General features: G+C 38.5%; 26 protein-coding genes. 8 read left to right on the top strand and 18 right to left on the bottom strand.

What is annotated here, in order from left to right:
• Positions 1-180 precede the first annotated feature (180 nt).
• The gene (locus ABES03_RS21520) at positions 181-1,155 is read left to right on the top strand and encodes a nuclease-related domain-containing protein (protein WP_430120526.1); all 975 of its coding nucleotides are present in this window, start codon (positions 181-183) and stop codon (positions 1,153-1,155) included.
• Between the two features lie 190 nt (positions 1,156-1,345).
• Here ABES03_RS21520 and ABES03_RS21515 read toward each other — a convergent pair whose 3' ends face one another.
• The 8 genes from ABES03_RS21515 to ABES03_RS21480 form a co-directional block, all read right to left on the bottom strand.
• Positions 1,346-1,738, bottom strand: coding sequence for a cytosolic protein (locus ABES03_RS21515; protein WP_430120524.1), 393 nt, complete (start codon positions 1,736-1,738; stop codon positions 1,346-1,348).
• Positions 1,739-1,828: 90 nt separating this feature from the next.
• Positions 1,829-2,002 (bottom strand): hypothetical protein, encoded by a 174-nt coding sequence (locus ABES03_RS21510; protein WP_430120522.1) that lies wholly within the window; start codon positions 2,000-2,002, stop codon positions 1,829-1,831.
• A gap of 121 nt (positions 2,003-2,123) precedes the next feature.
• Positions 2,124-2,267 carry a hypothetical protein gene (locus tag ABES03_RS21505; protein ID WP_430120520.1) on the bottom strand — a complete coding sequence of 48 codons (144 nt, stop codon included), beginning with the start codon at positions 2,265-2,267 and terminating at the stop codon, positions 2,124-2,126.
• Complete coding sequence (locus ABES03_RS21500; RefSeq protein WP_430120518.1) at positions 2,264-3,496, bottom strand: tetratricopeptide repeat protein; 1,233 nt, start codon at positions 3,494-3,496, stop codon at positions 2,264-2,266. The genes ABES03_RS21505 and ABES03_RS21500 overlap by 4 nt, the downstream gene beginning before the upstream one ends.
• 142 nt (positions 3,497-3,638) lie before the next feature.
• Positions 3,639-4,904 carry a S8 family peptidase gene (locus ABES03_RS21495; RefSeq protein WP_430120516.1) on the bottom strand — a complete coding sequence of 422 codons (1,266 nt, stop codon included), beginning with the start codon at positions 4,902-4,904 and terminating at the stop codon, positions 3,639-3,641.
• 173 nt (positions 4,905-5,077) lie between these two features.
• The gene (locus tag ABES03_RS21490; protein ID WP_430120514.1) at positions 5,078-6,016 is read right to left on the bottom strand and encodes a magnesium transporter CorA family protein; all 939 of its coding nucleotides are present in this window, start codon (positions 6,014-6,016) and stop codon (positions 5,078-5,080) included.
• A 218-nt stretch (positions 6,017-6,234) separates the two neighbouring features.
• Entirely contained in the window at positions 6,235-7,131 is an 897-nt protein-coding gene (locus tag ABES03_RS21485; RefSeq protein WP_430120512.1) for a cation diffusion facilitator family transporter, read from the bottom strand.
• 20 nt (positions 7,132-7,151) lie between these two features.
• Positions 7,152-7,289, bottom strand: a complete 138-nt coding sequence (locus tag ABES03_RS21480; RefSeq protein WP_430120510.1) for a hypothetical protein — start codon at positions 7,287-7,289, stop codon at positions 7,152-7,154.
• 98 nt (positions 7,290-7,387) lie between these two features.
• Here ABES03_RS21480 and ABES03_RS21475 point away from each other — a divergent pair, with 98 nt between their 5' ends.
• Positions 7,388-7,588 (top strand): YozQ family protein, encoded by a 201-nt coding sequence (locus ABES03_RS21475; RefSeq protein ID WP_430120508.1) that lies wholly within the window; start codon positions 7,388-7,390, stop codon positions 7,586-7,588.
• A 55-nt stretch (positions 7,589-7,643) separates the two neighbouring features.
• Here the strand turns inward: ABES03_RS21475 and ABES03_RS21470 are convergent, their stop codons facing one another.
• Entirely contained in the window at positions 7,644-8,399 is a 756-nt protein-coding gene (locus ABES03_RS21470) for a yteA family sporulation protein (RefSeq protein WP_430120506.1), read from the bottom strand.
• A 206-nt stretch (positions 8,400-8,605) separates the two neighbouring features.
• Here ABES03_RS21470 and ABES03_RS21465 point away from each other — a divergent pair, with 206 nt between their 5' ends.
• Positions 8,606-8,770, top strand: a complete 165-nt coding sequence (locus ABES03_RS21465) for a hypothetical protein (protein WP_430120504.1) — start codon at positions 8,606-8,608, stop codon at positions 8,768-8,770.
• 35 nt (positions 8,771-8,805) lie between these two features.
• Positions 8,806-10,134 carry an amino acid permease gene (locus ABES03_RS21460; RefSeq protein ID WP_430120502.1) on the top strand — a complete coding sequence of 443 codons (1,329 nt, stop codon included), beginning with the start codon at positions 8,806-8,808 and terminating at the stop codon, positions 10,132-10,134.
• 30 nt (positions 10,135-10,164) lie between these two features.
• Here ABES03_RS21460 and ABES03_RS21455 read toward each other — a convergent pair whose 3' ends face one another.
• The 4 genes from ABES03_RS21455 to ABES03_RS21440 all read right to left on the bottom strand — a co-directional run bounded on the left by ABES03_RS21455 (position 10,165) and on the right by ABES03_RS21440 (position 14,272).
• Positions 10,165-10,791, bottom strand: a complete 627-nt coding sequence (locus tag ABES03_RS21455) for a LysE family transporter (RefSeq protein WP_430120500.1) — start codon at positions 10,789-10,791, stop codon at positions 10,165-10,167.
• A gap of 346 nt (positions 10,792-11,137) precedes the next feature.
• Complete coding sequence (locus tag ABES03_RS21450) at positions 11,138-11,569, bottom strand: GtrA family protein (RefSeq protein ID WP_430120498.1); 432 nt, start codon at positions 11,567-11,569, stop codon at positions 11,138-11,140.
• The gene (locus tag ABES03_RS21445) at positions 11,538-12,575 is read right to left on the bottom strand and encodes a glycosyltransferase family 2 protein (RefSeq protein ID WP_430120496.1); all 1,038 of its coding nucleotides are present in this window, start codon (positions 12,573-12,575) and stop codon (positions 11,538-11,540) included. Before ABES03_RS21445 ends, ABES03_RS21450 begins: the two co-directional genes overlap by 32 nt.
• 20 nt (positions 12,576-12,595) lie before the next feature.
• Entirely contained in the window at positions 12,596-14,272 is a 1,677-nt protein-coding gene (locus ABES03_RS21440) for a DUF6044 family protein (protein ID WP_430120494.1), read from the bottom strand.
• Positions 14,273-14,477: 205 nt separating this feature from the next.
• Between ABES03_RS21440 and ABES03_RS21435 the strand changes: the two genes are divergently transcribed.
• From ABES03_RS21435 to ABES03_RS21425, 3 genes are all read left to right on the top strand, one after another.
• The gene (locus tag ABES03_RS21435; RefSeq protein ID WP_430120492.1) at positions 14,478-15,746 is read left to right on the top strand and encodes an MFS transporter; all 1,269 of its coding nucleotides are present in this window, start codon (positions 14,478-14,480) and stop codon (positions 15,744-15,746) included.
• Between the two features lie 17 nt (positions 15,747-15,763).
• On the top strand, positions 15,764-16,351 hold the full coding sequence (locus tag ABES03_RS21430) for a helix-turn-helix domain-containing protein (RefSeq protein ID WP_430120490.1): 588 nt from the start codon (positions 15,764-15,766) through the stop codon (positions 16,349-16,351).
• A 113-nt stretch (positions 16,352-16,464) separates the two neighbouring features.
• The gene (locus ABES03_RS21425) at positions 16,465-17,445 is read left to right on the top strand and encodes a potassium channel family protein (RefSeq protein ID WP_430120488.1); all 981 of its coding nucleotides are present in this window, start codon (positions 16,465-16,467) and stop codon (positions 17,443-17,445) included.
• Between the two features lie 2 nt (positions 17,446-17,447).
• Here the strand turns inward: ABES03_RS21425 and ABES03_RS21420 are convergent, their stop codons facing one another.
• From ABES03_RS21420 to ABES03_RS21410, 3 genes are all read right to left on the bottom strand, one after another.
• Positions 17,448-17,855: a YugN-like family protein gene (locus ABES03_RS21420; protein ID WP_430120486.1), complete on the bottom strand. Its 408-nt coding sequence runs from the start codon at positions 17,853-17,855 to the stop codon at positions 17,448-17,450.
• Positions 17,856-17,956: 101 nt separating this feature from the next.
• Positions 17,957-19,306, bottom strand: a complete 1,350-nt coding sequence (locus ABES03_RS21415; protein ID WP_430120484.1) for a glucose-6-phosphate isomerase — start codon at positions 19,304-19,306, stop codon at positions 17,957-17,959.
• 177 nt (positions 19,307-19,483) lie between these two features.
• Positions 19,484-20,647 (bottom strand): iron-containing alcohol dehydrogenase, encoded by a 1,164-nt coding sequence (locus ABES03_RS21410; RefSeq protein WP_430120482.1) that lies wholly within the window; start codon positions 20,645-20,647, stop codon positions 19,484-19,486.
• Between the two features lie 142 nt (positions 20,648-20,789).
• Here ABES03_RS21410 and ABES03_RS21405 point away from each other — a divergent pair, with 142 nt between their 5' ends.
• Entirely contained in the window at positions 20,790-21,020 is a 231-nt protein-coding gene (locus tag ABES03_RS21405) for a DUF378 domain-containing protein (protein ID WP_308082677.1), read from the top strand.
• Between the two features lie 47 nt (positions 21,021-21,067).
• On the opposite strand, the gene ABES03_RS21400 is transcribed toward ABES03_RS21405, so the two are convergent.
• Both ABES03_RS21400 and ABES03_RS21395 read right to left on the bottom strand, forming a co-directional pair.
• Positions 21,068-22,339, bottom strand: a complete 1,272-nt coding sequence (locus ABES03_RS21400) for a Glu/Leu/Phe/Val family dehydrogenase (protein WP_430120480.1) — start codon at positions 22,337-22,339, stop codon at positions 21,068-21,070.
• Between the two features lie 24 nt (positions 22,340-22,363).
• Positions 22,364-23,563, bottom strand: a complete 1,200-nt coding sequence (locus tag ABES03_RS21395; protein WP_430120478.1) for an ornithine--oxo-acid transaminase — start codon at positions 23,561-23,563, stop codon at positions 22,364-22,366.
• Positions 23,564-23,846: the final 283 nt, after the last annotated feature.

Below are 23,846 nucleotides of genomic sequence, written 5' to 3'. Positions count from 1 at the left end.
ACTTATATTCGCTCATATCTGGCAAAAATTCGCTCATAAACCTGTGGAATTCACTCATAAGTTAAGTCGATTCGCTCATAAAATTTTTGTCTGAAAATTTTTTTGCAAGTTTCGATAAATATCAGCAGGATTCCTCAATCTATTTGAGAATTTATTAGTAAATGAAAGGAGTGATATTGTTTGATTATAAAAGAAAGGTCTATACCATTAAAGTTACTCATCTTACAGGCTTTATTGCGTCGTCTCCCTCTAAGCCACGAAAAATATCAGCAAATTTCAGAAGAAGTAGGAAGGCGCTCTGCAGGCTATCAAGGTGAAAAAGCTCTTGACTACTATTTTCGGTCGCTCCCACAACAAAAGTACATGATCCTCCACGATTTAAACCTTCCTGAGGGTGATTACAACTGTCAAATTGATACTTTTCTATTAACTCCAGAATTCGGCCTTATTATTGGTGTGAAAAATATGGCTGGGAAATTAACCTTCGATACTGATAACGAACAGTTTATCCAAAATAACAATGATAAAGAAAAAGGTTACGATTATCCGATTGCACAAGCAGAACGGCACAAAAAATATATCCAAGAACTGCTTCGGGTTCATCATTTTCCACCTGTTCCAATCGTGTATTTAGTTGTCATCAGTAACAGTTACACTTCCTACATCGTTACAGGGAAAAATTCTTACAAAGTGAAACCACGAATTTGTAAAGCTGATGTGATGCTAAATCGGATTGAACAAGTGGAAAAAACGTTCACCGAATCCATCCTCACTAAAAAAGATCTCCGTAAGCTTGGCGGACTCCTACTGAAAACGAATACTCCACCTACTATTCAAATACTAAAAAAATATGGTATTCAAAAGACGGATTTGTTAACCGGCGTCTATTGTCCTTTCTGCAAGCATCTTCATCTTATTCGTAAGAAACAGCAGTGGTATTGCACCTACTGCAATTCCTATTCAAAAGACGCACATATTAATGCACTTATGGACTATTTTTTGTTGGTTGATTTGAAAATAACTAATATGGAGTTTCGGGAGTTTGTTCGATTAAATTCCATTCATATTGCAGGTAGATTATTGCTTTCCGCAAATTTAGACTATACTGGAAAAAATAAAACACGAGTCTACTTTATGAAGAATTTTCCTACTTAAATCTCAATTCGCGAATAAACCGTCTAGATTCGCGAATACCCTTTAAAAATTCGCGAATAAATAACCTAAATTCGCGAATAAAAGTAATTAATTCGCGAATAGAACAACTTAAACACCTAAAAACTCTAAAAAAACAAAAAAAGGACGCCAAAATCGGCGCCCTTTACTTATTTTTGCGGATATCTATTGCCTAAACCTTCAAATCTCTACCTTCTTCAACGATATGGAAGATTAAATGAGCTAGGTGCTGCATAGCTCCGTATTCTTGCTCCTCCCCTTCAACTTCCTCGTAATCCATGTCATTTAAGTATAGCGCCATAAATTCGTAGAAATCCTTCAGCTGGAAAGAATAGCAGGCAGAAGGCTCCTCGTTTTCTTCTTCATACTGCAGCACCATATAGGATAGATTAGCATCTTTATCTGCTCCATCAAAAAATACAAAAAGTCCAATGTTTGTGTCGAGTTCAAATAAATGCCTTGTTCCACCCTCAGTGGCCTTCTCAAACTCCTCTTGACTAAGCTTTTGTATTTGCATTGAATCCACGTTATCTTCTTGATGAAAACCAACAACAAATGATTTCATTTTGTCCTCCTTAACCTTCTACTGGAATTAAATCACATATTCTTAGGATACCCCTTAAAAGGTAGGATTCATTCTTTTGATCTAAAATAACTATTCTTCATTTTCATTTCGCTCAATATGATATTCGGTTAAGAGCGGATTTTCAGTTGTTGCAAATCGAGCTGATTGCAAACTCATCTCTGGTTCCATTCCAAACAATTCTTGCATAGCCTTCTTCTCCCACTCTTCCTCTATACTTTTCCGGTCATTTTCTTGTTCTTTCATTTCCATCACCTCTCTTACCATTATTTAAATTCATGAAATTAATCCTATTGTCTGCCTACAGGTGCACATACATTCCCACAAATAAAAAAATCCCTGAAATGATCAGGGATTTTTAATGAAATCATCCAACTGGTGGTTGAATTGGATGATCGTTTGGATCAGAATAGGCTACATGGTTTGATAACTTTTCACTTTTTACATCTGCATTTGTTGTAAAAAGAACAAGCATTGAAACTGAAAATAGAAGTACAATATACTTTTTCATAGGATACCTCCTGTTATTTTATTTAAATATTTTACTGCTTCATGAACCAATCCGTTTTCATTGTAATAATCTGATAGCATTTTATAAAAACGGGTTAGGTCATCTATATGTTCATTTGCCTCTTCAAAATAAGGTATTACCTTTGTTTCTAAGTATTTAAACGCTTTTTGCGGTGAGGCCATATGAAATAGATAAAAATCTGCCAGTAGCCTATATTTTTTATTCCCTAGCTCTTTTGAGAGAGAGGCTACTTCCTGAAGACATTCCTTTGCTTTATCCGTATCTTTAAGACAATAATGCATTTCTCCAACTGAATAGAGAGTAACCAGATAGTGTTGATTAAAGTTAGTTTGTAGCTCCAAACTTTTCTCATAATAATATAGGGCTTCCTTCACATTCTTCATCTTATTTTGTAGATAGCCCATGTTATGATAAATTTGTGGAAGCATTTTCTCTTGTCTTAATAATTCGGCGTTACGGATTAAATGCCGAAAACATCCTTCTGCTTCTTCATAAATCTTTGAATGAGTATAATTAATACCTAACAGCATAAGTGTATGTAGAATACGTAAGAAGTTATGCTGGTTCATAAAAATTTGCAATGCCATTTTACCAAAATGAATAGCATGACCTGATTGTTCAAGAGAGCTCTTAACAAGTGCCCGATGATAGAGGAATTCACCACTTGTCGTTTCATGATCATTCTCTGTGTAGAGGGTATCCAAAATATAATCTGCATTTTTAAATTGACCTCTTAAGATTAAGAATATCGCATTAAAGTATCTAAATAAATAGTCCTCATGTTGGGAAAAATTCTTCTTTTGCTTGTATAATAGGTCCCGGTGAGACTCTGCTTCTGCAAACAATCCTTTGAATAATAAGTACCTATATTTATATAACTCGCAATTATAAATATGCTTTGAAAAAGGGATAATATGTTCTATCTCTTTAAACTTCTGATAGGTTTCATCGACTTCTTCCCTAAGATAGAAATTAATATTTGCATTAAGTTCTCTTAATAGAACTTTTATATGTTCCTCCTTTTCTTCCATCTCTTCCAAACCAATATCTAGCCTCTCTAATAATAGAGAAATCGTTTCCTCATTCGCTTCTTTGGAGTTGTTCTCAATTTTGCTTAAATGCGGGACAGAGCAAATCCCTTTTGCAAGCTCTGCTTGAGTGATTCCTCTTTGAGTTCGATAAAATTTAATTAATGCCCCAAATTCCATATAACCACCAGCTTGCCTTTCTTTTTTTTACCATTTTACTACTATAGTAACTTTTTTTACAGATATTTTTCAGATTATTTTTAAAAGATTGAATTATTAATTTAAAAACCACCCAGACTGCAGGTCTGGATGGCCATAATTATTATTTTACTCTAGGGAAACCGAAGCCTGAGGCGTAATCATCACCAGTAGCTGCACTGATTCCACCTTTAATATCATATAATTTTGCTCTGTTCTGCAGTTCTGCACGCAGCTGGCTGGCTGACCATGATGGGTTCGCTGACCAAATCTTCGCCGCAAGTCCAGATACATGAGGAGTAGCCATCGATGTTCCACTAATGGTGTTATAGCCACCGTCTTTCCATGTTGATTCAATAGCTCTGCCAGGTGCAGAAACCTCAACATCACGTTCTTGGATCACATAGTCGCCATCGGTTGCCGGATTTCCTCTTGATGAAAAATCAGCTACGCGATACGTGCCATTTTCCTGTACATTTTCTAAAGCTGCAACTGCCACCGCATTCACTAATCCACCAGGATATCCAATGGTATTATCTCCAGGGCCGTCATTACCTGCAGCCGCGACAACAAGTACTCCTTTGCCATAGGCATAATCAACCGCATTAGAAATCAGCGAATCCTTCGAGCTTGAACCCAGTGACATAGAAATAATGACTTTTGAACCCGTACGTACAGCTTCATCTGCTACTTTATTAATGGCTGCAGCAATATCATCAGAATAGCCGCTGCCACGGTCATTCAATACTTTATATGACCATAGGTTTGCTTCTGGAGCCACACCGTAAATTCCCTTACCTGTGCTTCCACCGTTAGCAAGCACCGTACCCGATACATGTGTTCCATGTCCGTTACCATCTGAACAGGTCCCATCTACCCATGAAACTTTTGTTTGTGAAAAGTCTTGACATTGTTTTACGTTGCTGGCTAGATCAGCATGGTTTTTATTTACACCTGTATCTAAGACCGCTACCGTGATGCCACTTCCGCCGGATGTAGCTGCGATGGCAGAATCATTATAGATCGCTTGAATTCCCCATGGTGTTCGGTCACTAGGCACTGCACCTGTTGTTCCGCCTGGTTTAGCTGCCGCTTCTTCTCTCATGGTTCCTACGTTTACCTCTGAAACTTTTTCAATAGTTAAGTTTTTGTTGTGTAAAAGTGCCTCGTATTGCTGTGCATTGACTGTTGTTGTAAACCCTTTGCTGTCAAAGTCCCAGCGAACCCCATAATTCGCCTTTGCTTTTGCCTTTTCGGAGGCAGGTCCCTGAATTAATACCCGATAAGATTCCTTACCATTTGTTTGCTGACCAAATGCCCCGGTAGCGAACATTGAAATCCCCATTACCACACTCATTAACGTAGCCCCAAGAACTTTCTTTCTCTTCATCAAGAAACTCCTCTCAAAATATATTTACAGCAAACTCTCTGCTTCTTAATTATATTTTGATTTTTCTGAAAATATATGGACAAATAGTCCTACTGGAAGTTGGGAAAATTTTTGATTTTTAATCAAAAGGACTCAGAAAAAATAAAAAGCCAGCCCAATAAATGGCTGGCAATCTAGAAATATTTCTTTTTCCAAAAAATAAATGCAGTTAAGCTTGCAAAAAAGACCGAGATAGAAAGTGGAATGACATAGGGATGACGAATATGTTGAAACGGAATGTCTACGTTCATTCCATAAAAGCTTGCTACCATCGTTGGCAAGGCTAATATGATCGTAATGGAGGTTAAGAACTTCATAACGATGTTCAAATTATTAGATATAATCGATGCAAAAGCGTTCATCATTCCACTCAAGATTGAGCGGTAGGTTTCGGCCATTTCAATCGCCTGTGTTTTTTCAATAATCACGTCTTCTAATAAATCCTTGTCCTCTTCATACATTTTTAAATAATTGAAGCGCAGGATTTTATCGAGTACGACCTTATTGGATTTTAACGAAGTCGTAAAATAAACCAAACTTTTTTCTAAAGCTAGAAAGGCATATAGTTCTTTATTCTTCAATGACTGGTGAACGACTCGTTCAATTTCATTGGTTTTCTTGTTAATTTGTTTTAAGTATCGAAGATAATACGATGAAATAACAAACAAGATTTGCAGAGCGAAGCGGGTCTTCTTAAAGGTAAAAAACTCTTTAACTCTGTTTCTCTTAAATTCCTCTAAAATCGGTGTATCCTTCAATGAAACAGTGATAATGCATTCATCCGTTAGGATAATGCCAATTGGGATGGTCTCATACCCTTCATATCCTGTTTCATCTTTAACGATATAGGGAAAATCGACGATGATATATACTCTGCCGTCATCGCGTTCAATCCTTGGACGTTCTTCATCATCCAATGCATCTTTTAGGATATCAACGTCTACTTGGGCATCAGTAGAAACTCGATTGATTTCTTCTGCTGTCGGAGCATACATATTAACCCAGCAGCCTTTTGAAATCACATCAACTTTTTCCAAGACTTTTGTTTCCGTACTTTTAAAAATTTCTAACATGCAAAAACCTCCTCGCCTACTTGTTTTGAGGAAGCCAACAACCTTTTCCAGAGTTGATATTCTTGCTATTATTCAATTCAATCCATTCAAAGACATTGACTTCCCCTCGCCTACTTGGGTCCGGGTCAACGGAATAACTCAACAATATCAACTCCCTCTAACTTTTTATATCCTTTCCTATCATAAACCCTAACGCTGAAAAGTACAAAGGAGTTTTTTTATTTATCTTCTGGAAAATACGGATTTAAGTGAATCAGCACTTCATGAATGTTATCAAATTGATTCATAAGCTTTTGTTTAATGGTTTTGGCGAGATCATGGCCTTGCTTAATTGTTTTAAAATGATCAATGGAGATACGTAAATCAACCAATACATAATGTCCATGCTCTCTTGCTCTTATGCGATCAATCCGTCTAACCTCTTCAAAATGTTTAATCACTTCGATGTACTCCTGCAATGTTTCTGTATTAATATTACGCTCTAATAAGATATCAAATGCTTCCATTAACATTTCCTTAGCAATCTTAAAAATTAAGTAGGCCACAAAAATACTTGCGGCCTTATCCCCATAAAGTAAGAAGTGAATATCCATACGTTCCCCAATTATGGAAAGTAGGACCCCTATAGCCGCAGCGATGGATGCCACAATATCTGCTTTATGGTCAAACGCAATGGCTTCAATCGCTTTACTATTATGCTGCTTAGCAACCTTAAGTGAACTCCTGTATAAAATAATCTTGGTAATGTAAGAAAATAAGGCAACCCACATGGCCAGTAAACTCGGTGACTCCACTTCATGAAAAAAGCCGCTGATTCCCTCGTAAACGACATATATAGCTACAAGGAAGAGTAAGATTCCTATAATACCCGACACAATAACCTCAGCTTTCCCATGTCCATATGGGTGTTCAAGGTCTGCAGGTTTATTCGCTATTTTAATCACCAACAGTACAATAATGGAAGCAAAAACATCGGCAGCGGAATGAATCCCATCAGCAAAGACGGCATCACTATTTCCATACCACCCGATGGCAATTTTCCCTACCGTTAGGATAATATTGCTGATTACACTGATCCAGGCTATCTTTTTAGCCAAGGTTTCTCTCATTTCCATACTAAACCACCTTTTTAACTTTATCCTTTAAGATTTTCTTGCTCATCTTTCAACATTTCGACTTCCTCAACCACTGTTATTTTATTAATTTGGTCGTGAAGAAAATGAAACGCTTCATCTAATTCTTCTCGTGTAGGGAATTCGTTTTTTTTATTCATTTTATTTCACTCCTTAGAGATTTATTTTTTTATGTGTAATACATGAGTAAAAAGGGAAAAAATACCGTTGTACCAAATTTAATGAAGGAGTGGTTCATTTGGAAAAAAAGAGTACGAATAACAAAAGTGCAGAAATCGCAGGTCGAGTTTTTGATACAAGCGATTATCAAAAAGGGGATGCCCTTTCATCTGGCCTTGCAACCACACATGAACAAGTGAGCGATACCTATATGGAAGGCGAAGTTGGTGCCGTCAGTGATGACGCAAATGGGCAGGATACCGCTAAAGACGAAAAGTAAAAATCAGAGAAAACAGCTCTCAATCGAAAGCTGTTTTCTTTTTTTGAACTTCAGTTTATTTGTCGTCATCCACATATGGATCATGTTCATATGCTGGTAAATCACCGAAACTGGTCATGATTCCCTCTTCGTCCAGCGCATTTTCGTATTGCTCATGCTGTGGATTAGGATAAACCGTTATATTCTTTCCATACATATCAGTACCAACGAAATTTTCGAAGTCTTCTACATATCCCACATTTTCGTTTGCTTCTTCGTAAATATCCTGGTAATTATCCTTTGGAAAGGCCAGGTCTGATGGTGTTTCGGATGTTCCCCACTGGGCAACTGTCTGCCAGGAGTCTTCTGCGTCAAAAGCGACATTTTCATCCTTTTCATCCATATCAAACTTTCCGAAATCCGGCATCAATACCCCTTCTTCAACCGGACGATTGTGAGAAACGATTTGGTCTGGACTATGTTCAATACAATAAGTAGTGTTTGGCAAAGCTTCTAAACGCTCGATTGGTATCTCACTACCGCATACTTCACATTTTCCGTAGGTTCCGTTTTCCATCGCTTCAAGAGCGTGGTTAATATTCCTTAGTTGGAGCTCATAATGTTCATTTAAAGCAAGATCCTTTTCACGTTCATATAGCTCGGTCCCTTCATCAGCAGGATGATTATCATAACTGGACAATTCCCCCATTGACTCATGAAAATGACCTCTTTCCAACCCGAGATGATCATTTTGTTCTAAATGTTCTTCCACATCATTCTTTTCCTGCAATAATTGTAACCGCAACTCAGCTAACTGCTGTGTAGATAACATGAGATAAACTCCTTTCATGAAAAGCGCAAGTAAATCTAATTTCAACAAACATTTATACTTTATATTTTCATTTGTTTCGCGTTTGATTATGTAACAAAAATTTAATTCCAGCAAAATTCAATTTGTAATGCTTCAGGGAATTCGAATAAGATTTGCCTTCAGGCGCATCTTAAGGGATATAAATGAAGAGAAAGAGGAGATTTTTTATGGTAAATGAAAACTTTCGTAAATTTAGAAGTGTTCAACAAAAACACGAAGGGGAATATCTAGGTTCTGACAGGGATCAAAAACCTGGTTTAAATGACCCTGAATATAATAACCAAGACAATACCGATAAATCGCCAGGAGCAACTGGCCGTGACCTTCAATGAGTAAAGCTAAATCGACGGAAGGGGAACAAAGCAATATGAAATGGTGGCAGCTTTCTCTCTTTGGAGTTGGCTGCACAATTGGTACTGGTTTTTTCCTTGGTTCAAGCTTAGCCATAAAGATGACGGGACCATCCATCTTAATTGCATTTGTCCTTGCTGCCATTGGAACCTACTTTGTATTTGATGCTCTGTCTAAAATGACATCTAAGGAGCCGCTTAAAGGCGGTTTTAGATCCTATGCAAAAAAAGCCTACGGTCGATGGGCAGGCTTTAGCAGTGGCTGGGTGTATTGGAGTTCAGAAGTACTCATTATGGGAAGCCAAATGACGGCTTTGTCGATTTTTTCTCGCTTTTGGTTTCCTAAAATACCTTTATGGATTTTTGCCACCATATACGGTGTTCTGGGGATAACTGTCATTCTTATTGGAATAGGCCTTTTAAATAAAATGGAAAACGTTCTGGCCATTTTAAAAATTTCTGCCATCTTAATGTTTGTCATTATTGCAGCTTTAGCAATTTTTGGTGTAATCGACGGTGACCGACCAATTTCTTATCCTGATAGCCAGAAGGATTTAATTCCTCATGGGTTAAAAGGTTTATGGTCTGCCGTCATTTTTGCCTTCTACGCATTCGGAGGCATAGAAATCTTAGGATTAATGGCAACCAATTTAAAAAATCCCGACGAGGCACCGAAAGCCGGAAAAGTGATGCTTTTTATGCTCACCTTTATTTATGTTCTTTCTATCGGTCTGGCTGTTCTGATGGTTCCGTGGAAGGAATTTAATACAAAAGAAAGTCCCTTTGTCGTTGCCTTAGATACCTATCACCTTTCGTTTGTGCCTCACTTCTTTAATGCTGCGTTAATTATTGCTGGTTTTTCAACTATGACCGCTTCACTTTATGGGGTTACCAGTGTTCTTATGACCTTAGGAGAGGAAGGAGATGCGCCAGCATGTTTTTCTAAAAAAGGGAAATTAAAGGTTCCTCTATTTACATTACTGATAACCATGATTGGGATTACTGCCTCGATTGTGGCAGCATTGGTAATGCCAGATAAAATTTACGAATATATTACAACAGCCGCAAGCTTAATGCTTCTATATAATTGGATCTTCATTTTAGCTTCCTCAAGAAAAATCTTGGAATTGAAGGTAAAGGATAAAATATTCTATTCTATTGGTGCGCTTTTTATTTTAGTTGCTGTCACCGGAACCCTATTCCATGAGACTAGCAGGCCAGGATTTTTTATCAGCTTAGCCTTTTTATGCGTTATAGGTGTCATCACTTTTATTATGCAATTTAAATGGAATAAAGAAAAAAAGAAAAGTAAAAAGAAAGTTCTTAAGCCTTGGCCAACAGCATAAAAGCCAGCGAACATTCGCTGGCTTTTACTATTATCCAAATAACACCTGAAATGCCTGCATGCCGAAGTAAATACCAAAACCGATTAAGGACACCCCAGAAAGAAGAGAAATACTCACTAATAATTTGGAGGTCAGGAACTTTCGAAAACTGCTGGCCACCCCTGCCATCGTTATATCCCAAAGTAACAGTCCGATAAAAATGGCACTGCTGTAAAGAATCAACTCGCTGCGGTCATAGGTTTCCGCTGTCTTCGCAAGGACAGAACCGTATATACCCAGCCAAAACAAAATCGTTAGGGGATTTGATATGGACATCAAGAAACCAGAAACAAAGGACTTTAAAAGAGGTTCATTTCCCCTCGTATGCTCAAGGTTAATTTTCCCCGCACTCATGAAGGTTTCAATGCCTGTATACATGAGAACAAAACAGCCAAAACACCAAAGAAAAGTTTGCATAAAAGCTGTCTCCAAAAACTGAACCACGCCTATGTAAACAACAAGCATATACACTCCATCAGCGATAACGGCCCCCACTCCAATAAGCCATGAGTGCATAAAGCCATTTCTTATTCCCCTATCAATCTGTGCCGCATTAATCGGTCCAATGGGAGCAGCAAGCGACAATCCCAATAAGATATAGCTTAAGAATACATTCATTTTTATCTCTCCCTAATTTTGAACATAAAAAGCCTGTCTACCCATTTTTATTCAGCAAGGGAGGGTTGTACCACAAAAAATATAAAAAAGAGCCTACGTTTATAACGGGTTCCCTTTAGAGGTGCAAACAAACAAATAACGACAAAAACACACTGGATTTCACATATGAAATCTCAGTGTGTTTTTTGTAATAATATCAAGACTTATTGCGGTTTTAACATCTTGATTGGCTACCCAAAATTCTCTTGTTCCCCAATTACGGTCGCCTATTGCCTTGATTGGCTACCCAAAATCCTTTTTTGCACCTTAAAAGTGAAACTGTTAGCCTTTATATGAAAAGCTCTTATTAGCTGGTTCTAGTTGAAAAAACCAAGTATTTTTGTCCTAGATAATTGCAGATGGTATAAAACACACTGCCTAGAAGAACAGACACGTTTTTCACCACTTCAGGACTAATGATAAAATTTTGGCCGATCCATTCCCCCATTTTTCCACTAAGAAAATAGGAGCTAAAATAACATAGTAATATAACAATGATAAATCGGGGCAGCCCTTTGTGATAGGAAACCGTACTTTTAAACGTAAAGGCCCTATTTAATAAGAAGCTAACACAAGCACCGACCGCATTTCCAGTAAATGTGGAGAACCAATAACTGGCTCCGACAACATTAAGCAACAAAAACATAATGGCCAAACCAATACCTGTATTCACCACCCCCACAAGCAAAAAACGGACAAGTGAGTGATTAGTTGGTATCAGATACTTTTCTGAAATCAAAATTAAATACCTCATCTTCTTTGGTTTGATTAACTAAATGGTGCCTTGGTTTGGGGAGATTAAAGGAATCGATATCAACGATATATTTTGGTCGCTGTTTGGCTTCTTTATAAATTTTCCCGACATATTCACCAATCAGTCCGATTGCGATTAATTGCAATCCACCAATTAACCAGATAGATGTAATTAACGATGTCCATCCCATGGTTGTATGACCAAAAAATTTAAGAGTTAAAAAGTACCCTCCAAATAAGAGACTCATGAAAAAGGAAATACATCCAGTCAATAACACAAACCGGATGGGCGACACCGAAAAGGAGGTGATTCCATCAAAGGCAAAGCCCAGCATTTTTTTTAACGGGTATTTTGTTTCACCGGCCTGCCTTTCTAACCGATCATAATAAACGACATCTGATTTAAACCCCAGTAGTGGCACGACTCCCCGCAAAAACATATTCACTTCCTTAAAGCGTTCAAGCTCTTCTATAGCCCGTTTGCTCATTAAACGAAAATCAGCATGATTATAGACGAGGTCTACCCCCATCTTTTTCATTAACTTATAGAATCCTTGCGCGGTACTTCTTTTAAAAAAGGTATCTGAATCCCTTCCTTTACGTACACCATAAACAATATCAATACCTTCTTGAAACTTATTAATAAATTCACGGATCACTTGAATATCATCCTGTAAATCAGCGTCAATGGAAACAACACAATCAGAAAGCTCGTTGGCGGCAAATAACCCAGCAAGCAGTGCATTTTGATGCCCGACATTTCTTGATAATTTTAACCCTCGGACATAATCGCTCCGGAGACCTTCTTTATAAATTAACTCCCAAGTAAGATCCTTACTTCCATCATCAACAAACAAAATTTTACTTTGTTTTGAAACAAGTTCATCGTTTATCAGATCTTTTAACAGCCACTGAAGTTGATCAATGGTATCAGGTAAGACCTCTTCTTCGTTATAGCATGGTACTACAATAGTAAGAACTGGTTCCATCATCTGTTCAAAACCCCCGGTGTCTACAAAGTCTTGTATAAGTAAATCTTCCATGCCGATGTCTTTGAAACAAACACTCTATCCAATGAAAGGTGATTTTCCTCAGCATTATCGATCGGTAAAGCTGAAAGGATGTACCTGCCGCCCATCTCTTTAAACACTTCTGTATTTAACTGCAAATGTTTCAAATGCCGCTTTGAATCCTTTTTTATCATATATCTTTTTCCAAGCTGCGCTGTAAACAGATAACAGCGACCGCCCCATTGGTCAAAGTATTTACGAATGGTTTTATTTTTCACTAATTCCTTTTCAATTATTTTTCTAAACTGGTGTTTATAGCTTAAAGGATAAAAATTATTATAGGTATCAATCGTGTAAAATCCATTATACTGAGAGATGGCAGGATGGATTCCAATACTTGCCACGCGGTATTCTTCCTGCCTTAAACCTATATGTTCTTTAATATCCTTAAACAAATCCTCAGCGAAAAACTCTTGCACTGTTGGCTTCTGTTGATAAATAATTTCATCATTAAATAATCCTAAAAAAAGTAGTTGTAAGACAAGTAACCACTTTGCTGTTTTGGCCCAACTTTCCCCCTGTAAGGCGATGATTTTTAAGGCAAGAGCAAACCCACTATAAATGACGAGCGGTCTTAAAAAATGATAGCGTGCAAAATTAAAGGTATTCATAAAATGAAATCGGTTGGTTAATGGAACCCATCCTTCATAAAACCAAAAGGCATACCAGATAGATAGCAGAATATTTAATGCAAATAAAAACACAAACAGCTTTTCCTGCTTCCAAAGCTTTTTTCTAAAAATAAAATAGATAGCGATAAACGTCGCAGGAAGAATAAATAATGTATGTACAGTCATGACATGAGTGTGTCCAAGCGTGTAATTCTTTAAGGTCAGCCTGACTGTTCTCCAAAAAGACAAGTGGGCATGAAAATATTCATCACGACTATTCGGCTCAGCAGTATATAAAAAAGAAAAAACGAGGCGGTATTCCACGAGCATAAATATAGCAGTCATATAAGCTATAGCGGTCAAAAAACGCAGATTCCATCCCTTCCCACGTATACCATCTACCAGCCAGAAAATCCCCATCGCACTTAGAAAAAAGAAGAAGCCCAAAACAATGCTAGCATACAAGGGCAATAACGTAAGGACAAGATAATCCTTCCAGGTGCCTGTCCCTGCTCGAATGTTTAAGAAAGCCCACAATGCCAAGGGCATCCCTAAAGTGCTTAGCATCCCTGACGGCCAAAATGGTGTTAAGGCAAACGCAAGTGCACAGCCAATCTGCAGCTCCAGCCATTTTCCACCTGGTAAGAAATGTTTTTTTAACAATAAATACATCCCGATAAAAGCTACCACTCTTGTTAAGGTCTGACTGAGCGCATATGCAATCATTGTTGGGAAAAGTGCATACAACCAAACGATGATGCTGTATTCTGTCCCAAAAGCATTTCTCTGTAACTGCCCATTGATTATCTGAGGAATGGTTGCATCAACTGCACCAAACATTTCCCCGCTCCTCGCAAGCACCTTGTACCAGGCCAGGTTTGAATCTAAATTATCATGAACTCGGATATGGGCATTTTCCTGTAAAATAAATAGCGGAGAGAGATAGATCACTAGAACTAGTAAAGCAAAGAGTATGAATCCCTGCTCCTTTTTCGTTTCATTAACCACTCTTCTACACCTCAAAACCTTCTTCACAAAGAGAACTTCCGTTTTAAATTTTGCTTCTACGATGAAAATTATTCCTTTACTCTCACATATCGACAAAAATAGACGTTTTCCATTATTTACATATTGTAAAAAACCCACTAAAATAAAATTAATCATTAAAAAATTTTTTAACGGTAAAATATATTTTGGAAGGATGATCATCAATATGTTGAAGATTCTTAGTAACCGGGCCTATTTTCGGTTTTGGTTAGGTCAGATTATATCGCAATTGGGCGATGGATTTACACGAATCGCCATTGTTTACTTGGTAGCCACCTTAACAAAGGATCCTTTTGCCATCGGTTTAGTCATTTTTGCCCAGCTTCTGCCGACGGCCTTTTTTGGTATTTTCTTAGGTCCATTAGCTGATAAATACAATCGTAGATGGTTAATGGTGGGGGCCGATGTATATCGGATGGTCATCGTACTATTAATGATTCCTTTCCACCATTCTGCCTTAGCCCTGATCCTACTTATTGCTCTTCAAGGGCTTGGTTCTGCCCTCTTTGACCCTGCCCGCTCCTCATCCATACCGGACTTAGTTGGTGAAGAAAATATTCAGCAGGCCATCTCTCTGTCACAATCAACAAGAGCGGCCATGGATATCATTGGTCCTTCTGTTGGTGCCTTATTGATGATGACAAACAATTATAATTTTATTTTTGCCATTGATGCGGTTACCTTTGGTCTGTCCGCTATCTTCATCCTTACACTCCGAAATCTTGGTAGAATGAAACATTTAACTGATACCGTTAAAGAATCCTATTTCATGGCTATTCAATCAGGGGTTAAAGAGGTCATTGGCATGCCGGCATTACGTTTTTTGCTGATCCTATTGATTCCTATTACACTTGTATGCGGAATATTGAACACCAACCTTATTGCCGTTCTCACCAATCAGTTCCATGTATCCGCCTTCCATTTTGGATTTATTGAAGCAGCTACTGCTGTAGGTGTTATATTCGGTGCAGGCTTTGCCGCACCATTTGCACTCAAGCGCATGAGTCCAAGTACTATTTTTTTAGCAGGTACTGCTGTCATTGGACTTTGGATGGTGGTTATCATCCCTGTTGACAGCTTCCGTTTACAATTTGGCCTCCTGCCTGTCTATATTTGGAGTATAATGGTAGGTGTATTAAATGCCTTTTTAAATGTCCCGTTGAGCAGCTTATTTTTAAAAGTGACACCTGCTGCTTTTAGAGGAAGAGGTTCCTCTTTATTAGGAATAACAGCCAGCACCTCTTCTATTGTTGGAATTTTAGTGGGCGGTTGGCTTTCTAGAGAAATTGGTGTATTGTATGGTACTGCATTCTCAGGTGCCCTTCTGGTCGTTGTTGCGATATTGATGCCATTACTGAAGGGATATAGGAGCCTTTCGGAATATAGTGACGCAGACACTGTCCGAAAAGCAAAGAAGCCTGCTGCCGTTAATTAATCTTGGAGGTACGTTTTGTGGATAAAATAGATGATATTGAAATCGCAAAAATGATGTTAGATGTAAGAAAAAGAAGTATTCTTGACATTGCTAGCAAACCAGTGACCGTCAGTCAAATTGCCGAGGAATTAAATGAAAAACAATCTCGGCTATATTATCATGTAAAAAAGCTGGAGGATGCAGGATTACTAGAATTGGTGGAGACCCGGCAGCATGGGAATTTAATTGAAAAATACTATCAAAGAACTAAAGTAGCAGGAAAAAGATTTGAATTAGATGAGGCATTATTAAGAGAACATCATGATTCAGTCATGGAGGAAATCATGAAACTTCTTGAGCCTGGCTTGAAGCTCCTTCAATCCGAGTTAAAAAAAGGAAAATCAGATTTTGATAAGCAAGTAAATTTAATGATTAGTTTGCCCACCCTGACAGGCAGAGAATGGGAAACCTCACATGGTCGAATGATGCGGTCGATTCGCGAAGAAAATGAGAAGCAAGGATCCTTCGATGATTCCAGTCTGCCAAAGCTTTCAGAAGAAGAAAGAAATAAAAAGTCAAAATATGCTTATATCATGTTAAGTTATCGAGTCGAAGATGCTCAGTAACGATTCATGCTATGGGGGCTGACTCGTTGGAGTCAGCCTCTTTCTATCTCTCAATAATAATGAGATGAGCCTTTTTGGATAATAATAGATACTATCCAAGGGAGGTGAAATATGTGCCGAACAGAGTTTATATCAGTTTTTTACGAATGCCGCTCCTTATTCGTATTCTATTCATAGCCATCCTTGTCTTTCTAACATTTGGAGTTTCCATTCACTTGTTAGAACCTCAAACCTTTCCTACGGTTTTTGACGGAATATGGTGGGCTATTATCACTGCCTCTACAGTTGGCTATGGCGATTATGTTCCACATTCTATTTTAGGCAGGATTACTGCGTTAATTTTGATATTACTAGGTGTCGGATTTGTTTCCTCCTATTTTGGAACCTTAGCAGCCGCTGCTGTGACTAAACAAGATGCCTTGTCCGAAGGAAAAATCCCCTTTAAAGGAAACGGACACATTGTTATTATCGGCTGGAATGAACGATCAAAAGAGTTGATTAATAAATTGATTCAATTCCCACAAATGATCGTCCTAATTGATGATACCCTTGAGACAAACCCAGTCCATTCAAGATACGTTCATTTTATTCAAGGGAAAGGACATGTCGATGAAACGATTATTAAAAGTGATATCGAGAAGGCTGAGAAGGTCCTGATTACGGCAGATCGGGGAAGTGAAGAACTTCAGGCTGATATGAATAGCATATTAACGTTACTTACGATTAAAGGCCTCTGCTCCCAAGTCAAATGCATCGTGGAAATATTAACAGCAGAACAAGTCATTAATGCGTTACGCGCTGGCGCAGACGAAGTCATTCAATCCAATAAACTAACAAGTGTCTTTATGATTAATAGCCTTCATTCCAATGGAGATGGGTTGTTATCAAATGTGGTACATCAGCTACAGGAAAGAAGATTATCCTCCCATCCGGTCGATGAAGCATATATTGGAAAAACGTTCGGAGAATGCTGCGAAGAATTACTGTTAAAAGGGCTCCTCTTAATTGGAGTAAAAAGAGGGGAAGAAACCCTGTTGAATCCTTCCCACTCCATTTCAATTGAGAAAAACGATGAATTATTAACCTTTAAATAAGTTTAATCGGGTAAAAGTAACATCTCTAATTCGGAAACAAGATCCTTACCATTTTCTATATATTTTTCAGGGAAGCTGGCATCCTTATCAATTGGATCCTGAAATTGATTAATTGAACCTGAAAAGGTTCCTGTAGACGCATCATTGTCTAGATTTCCTTCGTATAAATGGGACAACAGAAACGGGCGCCCTAATTCAACAGTACAGTTCCTGGCATCAAGCTGTCCGTCTACTGCTGAAAATGGCAGCCTTAAAAATTGGTAACCCTCTTCATCATTTAACTTATAATCAAAAGCACCATGATCATAATCCCAGTTGCCGCCAATTGAATAGCCAATTGGCTTTAATTTTTGTTCCAGCTTATATAAATCAAACTGAAGCCCTTCTACCTTTGATGGTAATTCAATCATATATTTTACCCCCTTTAGTCATTAGGGTTAGTTTCTCCAAACTACATTGTTTCATAACAAAAGAGTGCTGACGCTTTAAGCATCAGCACTCTTTTTCTACATTATTTCAACCGTTTTTCTAATTCTGCCTTTTTCTCTTCAAATCCCGGCTTGCCTAATAGGGCGAACATGTTCACTTTATAAGCTTCAACACCCGGCTGATCAAATGGATTTACACCTAAAAGATAACCGCTCATCGCACAAGCTTTTTCAAAGAAATACACAAGGTATCCAAATGTATACTCATCCATTGCAGGGATAGAGACAATGAGGTTTGGTACGCCTCCGTCTGTATGTGCAAGCATTGTTCCTTCAAATGCTTTATTATTAACAAAATCTACAGTTTGTCCAGCCAAATAATTAAGACCGTCCAAATCATTGTCAATAGCTTCAATTTTCAACTCATGACGTGGCTTATCAACCTTAATAATGGTTTCAAATAAATCGCGGCGTCCTTCTTGAACATATTGTCCAAGTGAGTGAAGATCTGTTGAGAAATTAGCTGAAGATGGGAAGATTCCCTTTTGATCTTTTCCTTCACTTTCTCCAAACAGTTGCTTCCACCATTCAGAGAAATACTGAAGGCCTGGCTCATAATTAATCAGCATTTCAATGGTTTTACCTTTGTTGTAGAGGGCATTTCTAACGGCTGCATATTGATAAGCTGGATTCTCTTCTAGCTCTGAATGACCAAAGTCTTCTTGTGCTTCTGCTGCCCCCTCCATCATTCTCTCAATATTAGCGCCACTTACCGCAATTGGAAGAAGCCCTACAGCGGTTAAAACTGAGTAGCGACCTCCGATATCATCAGCAATCACAAAGGTTTCATAGCCTTCTTCTGTCGCCAGGGTTTTTAACGCCCCTCTTGCTTTATCAGTTGTCGCATAAATTCTTTTGCGTGCTTCTTCTACACCGTACTTTTCCTCAAGAAGCTTGCGGAAGATACGGAAGGCGATCGCTGGTTCTGTTGTTGTTCCAGACTTAGAAATCACATTGATAGAAAAATCTTTTCCTTCAAGAAGATCCATTAAATCTCTCATATAAGTGGAACTAATATTGTTACCTACAAAGATGATTTGTGGAGTTTTACGTTGTTCCTTTGCTAAAGCATTATAAAAGCTATGTTGCAACATTTCAATGGCTGCTCTTGCGCCAAGATAAGATCCGCCAATCCCAATCACAAGTAAGACATCGGAATCGCTTTTAATTTTCTCAGCAGATTTCTGAATACGAGAAAACTCTTCTTTATCATAATTTGTTGGCAGGTCAATCCATCCTAAAAAGTCATTGCCTGCTCCCGTTTTCTCATGTAAAGAATGGTGTGCTACTTTCACTGCATCGCGCAGGTATGTAAGTTCATGTTCCCCAAAAAAAGTAAGTGCTTTTGAGTAATCAAAACGAACGTGTGTCATGTATGATCCTCCATTAATTTATTTTTCAATAACCACTTTAACCAATGATGAGCGGATAATCAAGGAAGGTCCCCTCTTGTAAGCGTACCCATTTTCGACAGTTTTAAAAATGTTGTCATTTAGTGACGAAATCAAAGAAAAGAGACTCGAACAATTTATGCCCGAGTCTCTAAAAAATTATAATGAAGCACGATAAATAGCTAAAGTGTCTTCTCTATTTAATTTCTTAAAATTACCGAACTCACCGTTTGCCATTGCCCGGTCAGCCATTAAATCCAGCTTGCTATCATCTATATCGTAGTCAGCTAAACGTGCTGGGGCTTCAATGCTACTCCAGAATTCACGTAATTTTTGAATTCCCTCAAGTCCTGCTTCCTCGGCAGTCTTTCCTTCAGGGTTCACGCCAAATACTCTTACAGCTAATTGCTTAAAGCGCTCTGGTTTTACAGCTAGGTTATGTTTCATCCAATGAGGGAAAAGGATAGCTAAACCTCCTCCATGTGGAATATCATAAACAGCTGATACTGCATGTTCTAGATTGTGAGTTGCCCAATCTCCTCGATAGCCCATGTTCAAGATGCCGTTTAATGCCATCGTACCGCTGTAGAGAATGGTCGCTCGATAATCGTAATTTTCAAGGTCTGCTAATAATTTCGGCGCAGTCTCCATAATAGTTAAGAGCAATGATTCACACATACGATCTTGAAAGTCCGTGTTTTCTTCAAGATGGAAGTAATGTTCAAGAACATGTGACATCATATCAACTATTCCATAAATCGTTTGATTCTTTGGAACTGTATACGTATGAACAGGATCTAGAATAGAAAATTTAGGGAAAGTAACGGGACTACCCCATCCATATTTTTCATTGGTTTCCCAATTTGTAATAACTGATCCTGCGTTCATTTCTGAACCAGTTGCTGCGAGGGTCAATACTGTTCCAAATGGAAGTGCCTCACGAGCAAACGCCTTTTTAATCACTATATCCCATGCGTCTCCGTCATACTTTGCCCCTGCAGCTATTAGCTTTGTACAGTCGATTACACTTCCTCCACCTACCGCTAAAAGGAATTCAATTCCTTCTTTTTTACATATTTCTACGCCTTTTCGTGCAGTTGAAATACGTGGATTTGGTTCGACCCCAGAAAGTTCAAATACCTCTGCACCTATTTCTTGTAAAAGCGCTTGTACCTTATCGTATAGCCCGCTCTTTTTAATACTGCCACCGCCATAAACGATCAATACTTTTTTTCCGTATACAGGAATTTCCTTTTTTAATTGTTCGAGTTGCCCCTTACCGAAAATTAGCTTTGTAGGATTCCAAAATGTAAAATTTTCCATCGTATGCACTCTCCTTTTCATTAAACATTATTAATTATTATCTCCCTTTTTGCAAAAATAAGGATTTTATTTTTTTTAGACGCATAGTAAAGCAAATATTGAATCAAACTATACCAGAAACAATCCTAAAGGAGGATGAACCATGAGTTCTATTCAACGAATCGCACTAGTTCTTACTATTATTGGCGCCATTAATTGGGGCTTAATTGGCTTCTTTCAATTTGATCTTGTTGCTTCCATCTTCGGTGGCCAAGATTCTGCCCTCTCTAGAATTATCTATGGTTTAGTTGGTATTGCTGGATTGATCAACCTTGGTCTTCTTTTTAAACCAAACGAAGAGCGTGTAAGAGAGCCAGAAACTGATCGAGTGTAAATTGATACAAAAAAAACCTTGCGTCTCAAAAGAGACTGCAAGGTTTTTTATATCCATCCTCTAAATAAGGATGCCTCTGCCATTTTTCTAACGCCCACCATATAAGCCGCTAAACGCATATTAATATTCCGTGCTATGGCAAGCTCATAAATATCATGGAAGGAACGGATGACCCTTTCCCTCAATCTGATCTCAACCTCTTCCTCACTCCAATAATATCCTTGATTATTTTGAACCCACTCAAAATAGGAAACGGTAACACCCCCCGCACCTGCAAGTACATCAGGTACAAGCATAATATTACGCTTGGTTAGTATTTTTGTTGCTTCAAAGGAAGTAGGTCCATTTGCAGCTTCCACCACAATCTTCGCTTTAATATTATGAGCATTTTCAGCAGTAATTTGATTCGAGACAGCTGCAGGTATTAAAATATCACATTCTTGTTCAAGCAGTTCTTGATTGGTAATCACGCCCTCAAAAAGGGTAGTTATTGTACCAAAGCTATCGCGACGGTCTAATAAATATTGAATTGGTAGGCCGTCAGGATTATAAAGTGCGCCATAGACATCTGAGATTCCAATAATCCTGGCACCTAAATCATGAAGAAATTTCGCAATAAAACTACCTGCATTTCCAAATCCTTGGATAATAACCCGGGCACCCTTAATGGGGATCCCTAGTTTTTTTGCTGCTTCTTCAGTACAAATAGTTACACCCTTTGCCCCTGCTTTTTCCCGACCTTCAGATCCTCCAAGCACGAGCGGTTTCCCCGTTATAAAGCCTGGAGAGTCGAATTGGCGGAGACGGCTGTATTCATCCATCATCCAGGCCATAACTTGCGAATTTGTATACATATCTGGTGCAGGTATATCCTTAGTTGGCCCAACGATTTGGCTGATTGCACGAACATATCCACGGCTTAAACGTTCAAGTTCTCCAGATGACATGGTCCTTGGGTTACATACAATACCGCCCTTCCCCCCACCAAAGGGTAAGTCAGCAATCCCACATTTCAAGCTCATCCACATGGATAATGCCTTGACTTCATGTTCGCTTATCATGTGGTGAAAGCGGACACCGCCCATTGTCGGTCCAACTGCATCATTATGCTGGGCACGGAAGCCTGTAAAAACTTTTGTCGAACCATCATCCATACGAATGGGAATTCGTACGGTCATGGTTCTTAAAGGTTCTTCCAATAAATGAAACACTTCTTGATTAAAGCCAAGCTTTTTTAATGCATCATGAATAACAATCTGCGTTGATGAAAGAAGGTTTATTATTTCCTTTTCCATTCCATCTCCATCATTAGTCCCCATTTTTTCACCCCTATTTTGTTAATCTTACGCTAATACTTTGACAATCCGCTCAATTGCCCAATCTAGCTCTTCTTTTGTAATGACAAGTGGCGGTGCAAAACGAATAACTGTGTCATGAGTCTCTTTGCATAAAAGTCCAAAATCCTTTAATTGTTCACAATATGGGCGAGCCGCTTCTGTTAATTCCACGCCGATGAACAATCCTCTTCCACGAACATCCTTTATTTTAGGATTCTTAATCTCTTTTAATTTGCTAATAAAATATTCTCCAAGCTCTAGTGATTTTTGTGCAAGCTGTTCTTCAACCAACACATCTAAGGCTGCAACAGAAACCGCACAAGCCATTGGATTTCCTCCAAAAGTAGAACCATGTGAACCTGGATTAAATACTCCCAAGATATCCTTATTGGCAACGACACAGGAAATTGGGAATACACCACCCCCAAGTGCCTTGCCAAGAATATACATGTCCGGTTCAATGCCTTCCCATTCACATGCAAACATTTTACCCGTACGTGCTAGTCCCGCTTGAATTTCATCTGCTATAAAAAGCACATTATTTTTCTTACAAAGGTCCATTGCTTGCTTGATAAACCCTTCAGGTGGAATGACAATGCCAGCTTCTCCTTGAATCGGTTCAATTAAGAATGCAGCAGTATTTGGAGTAATGGCTGCTTTTAAGGCATCTAAATCCCCATAAGGAATGAGCTTAATTCCTGGAAGCATTGGACCAAATCCACGTTTATATTCAGGATCAGAAGATAATGAAACTGCAGTCATTGTTCTTCCGTGAAAGTTTCCTGCACAAGCAATAATTTCTGCTTGATCTTCGGCAATCCCCTTCACATCATAGCTCCAGCGGCGAGCTGCCTTTACAGCCGTCTCAACAGCTTCAGCCCCCGTATTCATTGGAAGGACCATTTCTTTATTCGTTAATTGGCTTACTTTTTCATACCATGGGCCAAGCTGGTCATTATGGAAGGCACGTGAGGTTAATGTCACCTTGTCTGCCTGGTCCTTTAATGCTTGAATGATTTTTGGATGACGATGCCCCTGGTTTACGGCAGAATAGGCACTAAGCATGTCCATGTATTTGTTGCCTTCTGGGTCTTCTACCCAAACACCTTCTGCGAATGATATGACAATTGGAAGTGGATGATAGTTATTTGCACCATATTTCTCAGTTTTCTCAATCAATTCACTTGTATTAACGTTAGATTTCATGATTCCTTCCTCCATTTCAATCCTGAAATTTAGTATGTATAGTACTATTGTAGCCGAGCCCCAAAAAAGAATGAACACTTCTAATAAACTTTTTTTAATCACTAATAAGAAAAACGCAAGTGCCTGTGGCATCCTAGATCAACAAGACTGGTCTATTGAGCGGAGCGCAGGAAGACTTAGTCGAACTTAAGCATACAAAAGTCCCTGTCCTTTAGTAGCCAGACCACCTTACCACTGGCATTTGAAACTTCTTCTATTTACCAGTCGGACTCTTTATCTCTTA

The organism is Neobacillus rhizosphaerae (genome assembly GCF_050477885.1).
Taxonomy (GTDB): Bacteria; Bacillota; Bacilli; order Bacillales; family Cytobacillaceae; genus Neobacillus; species Neobacillus rhizosphaerae_A.
This window is presented reverse-complemented; position numbering and strand designations above follow the sequence as displayed.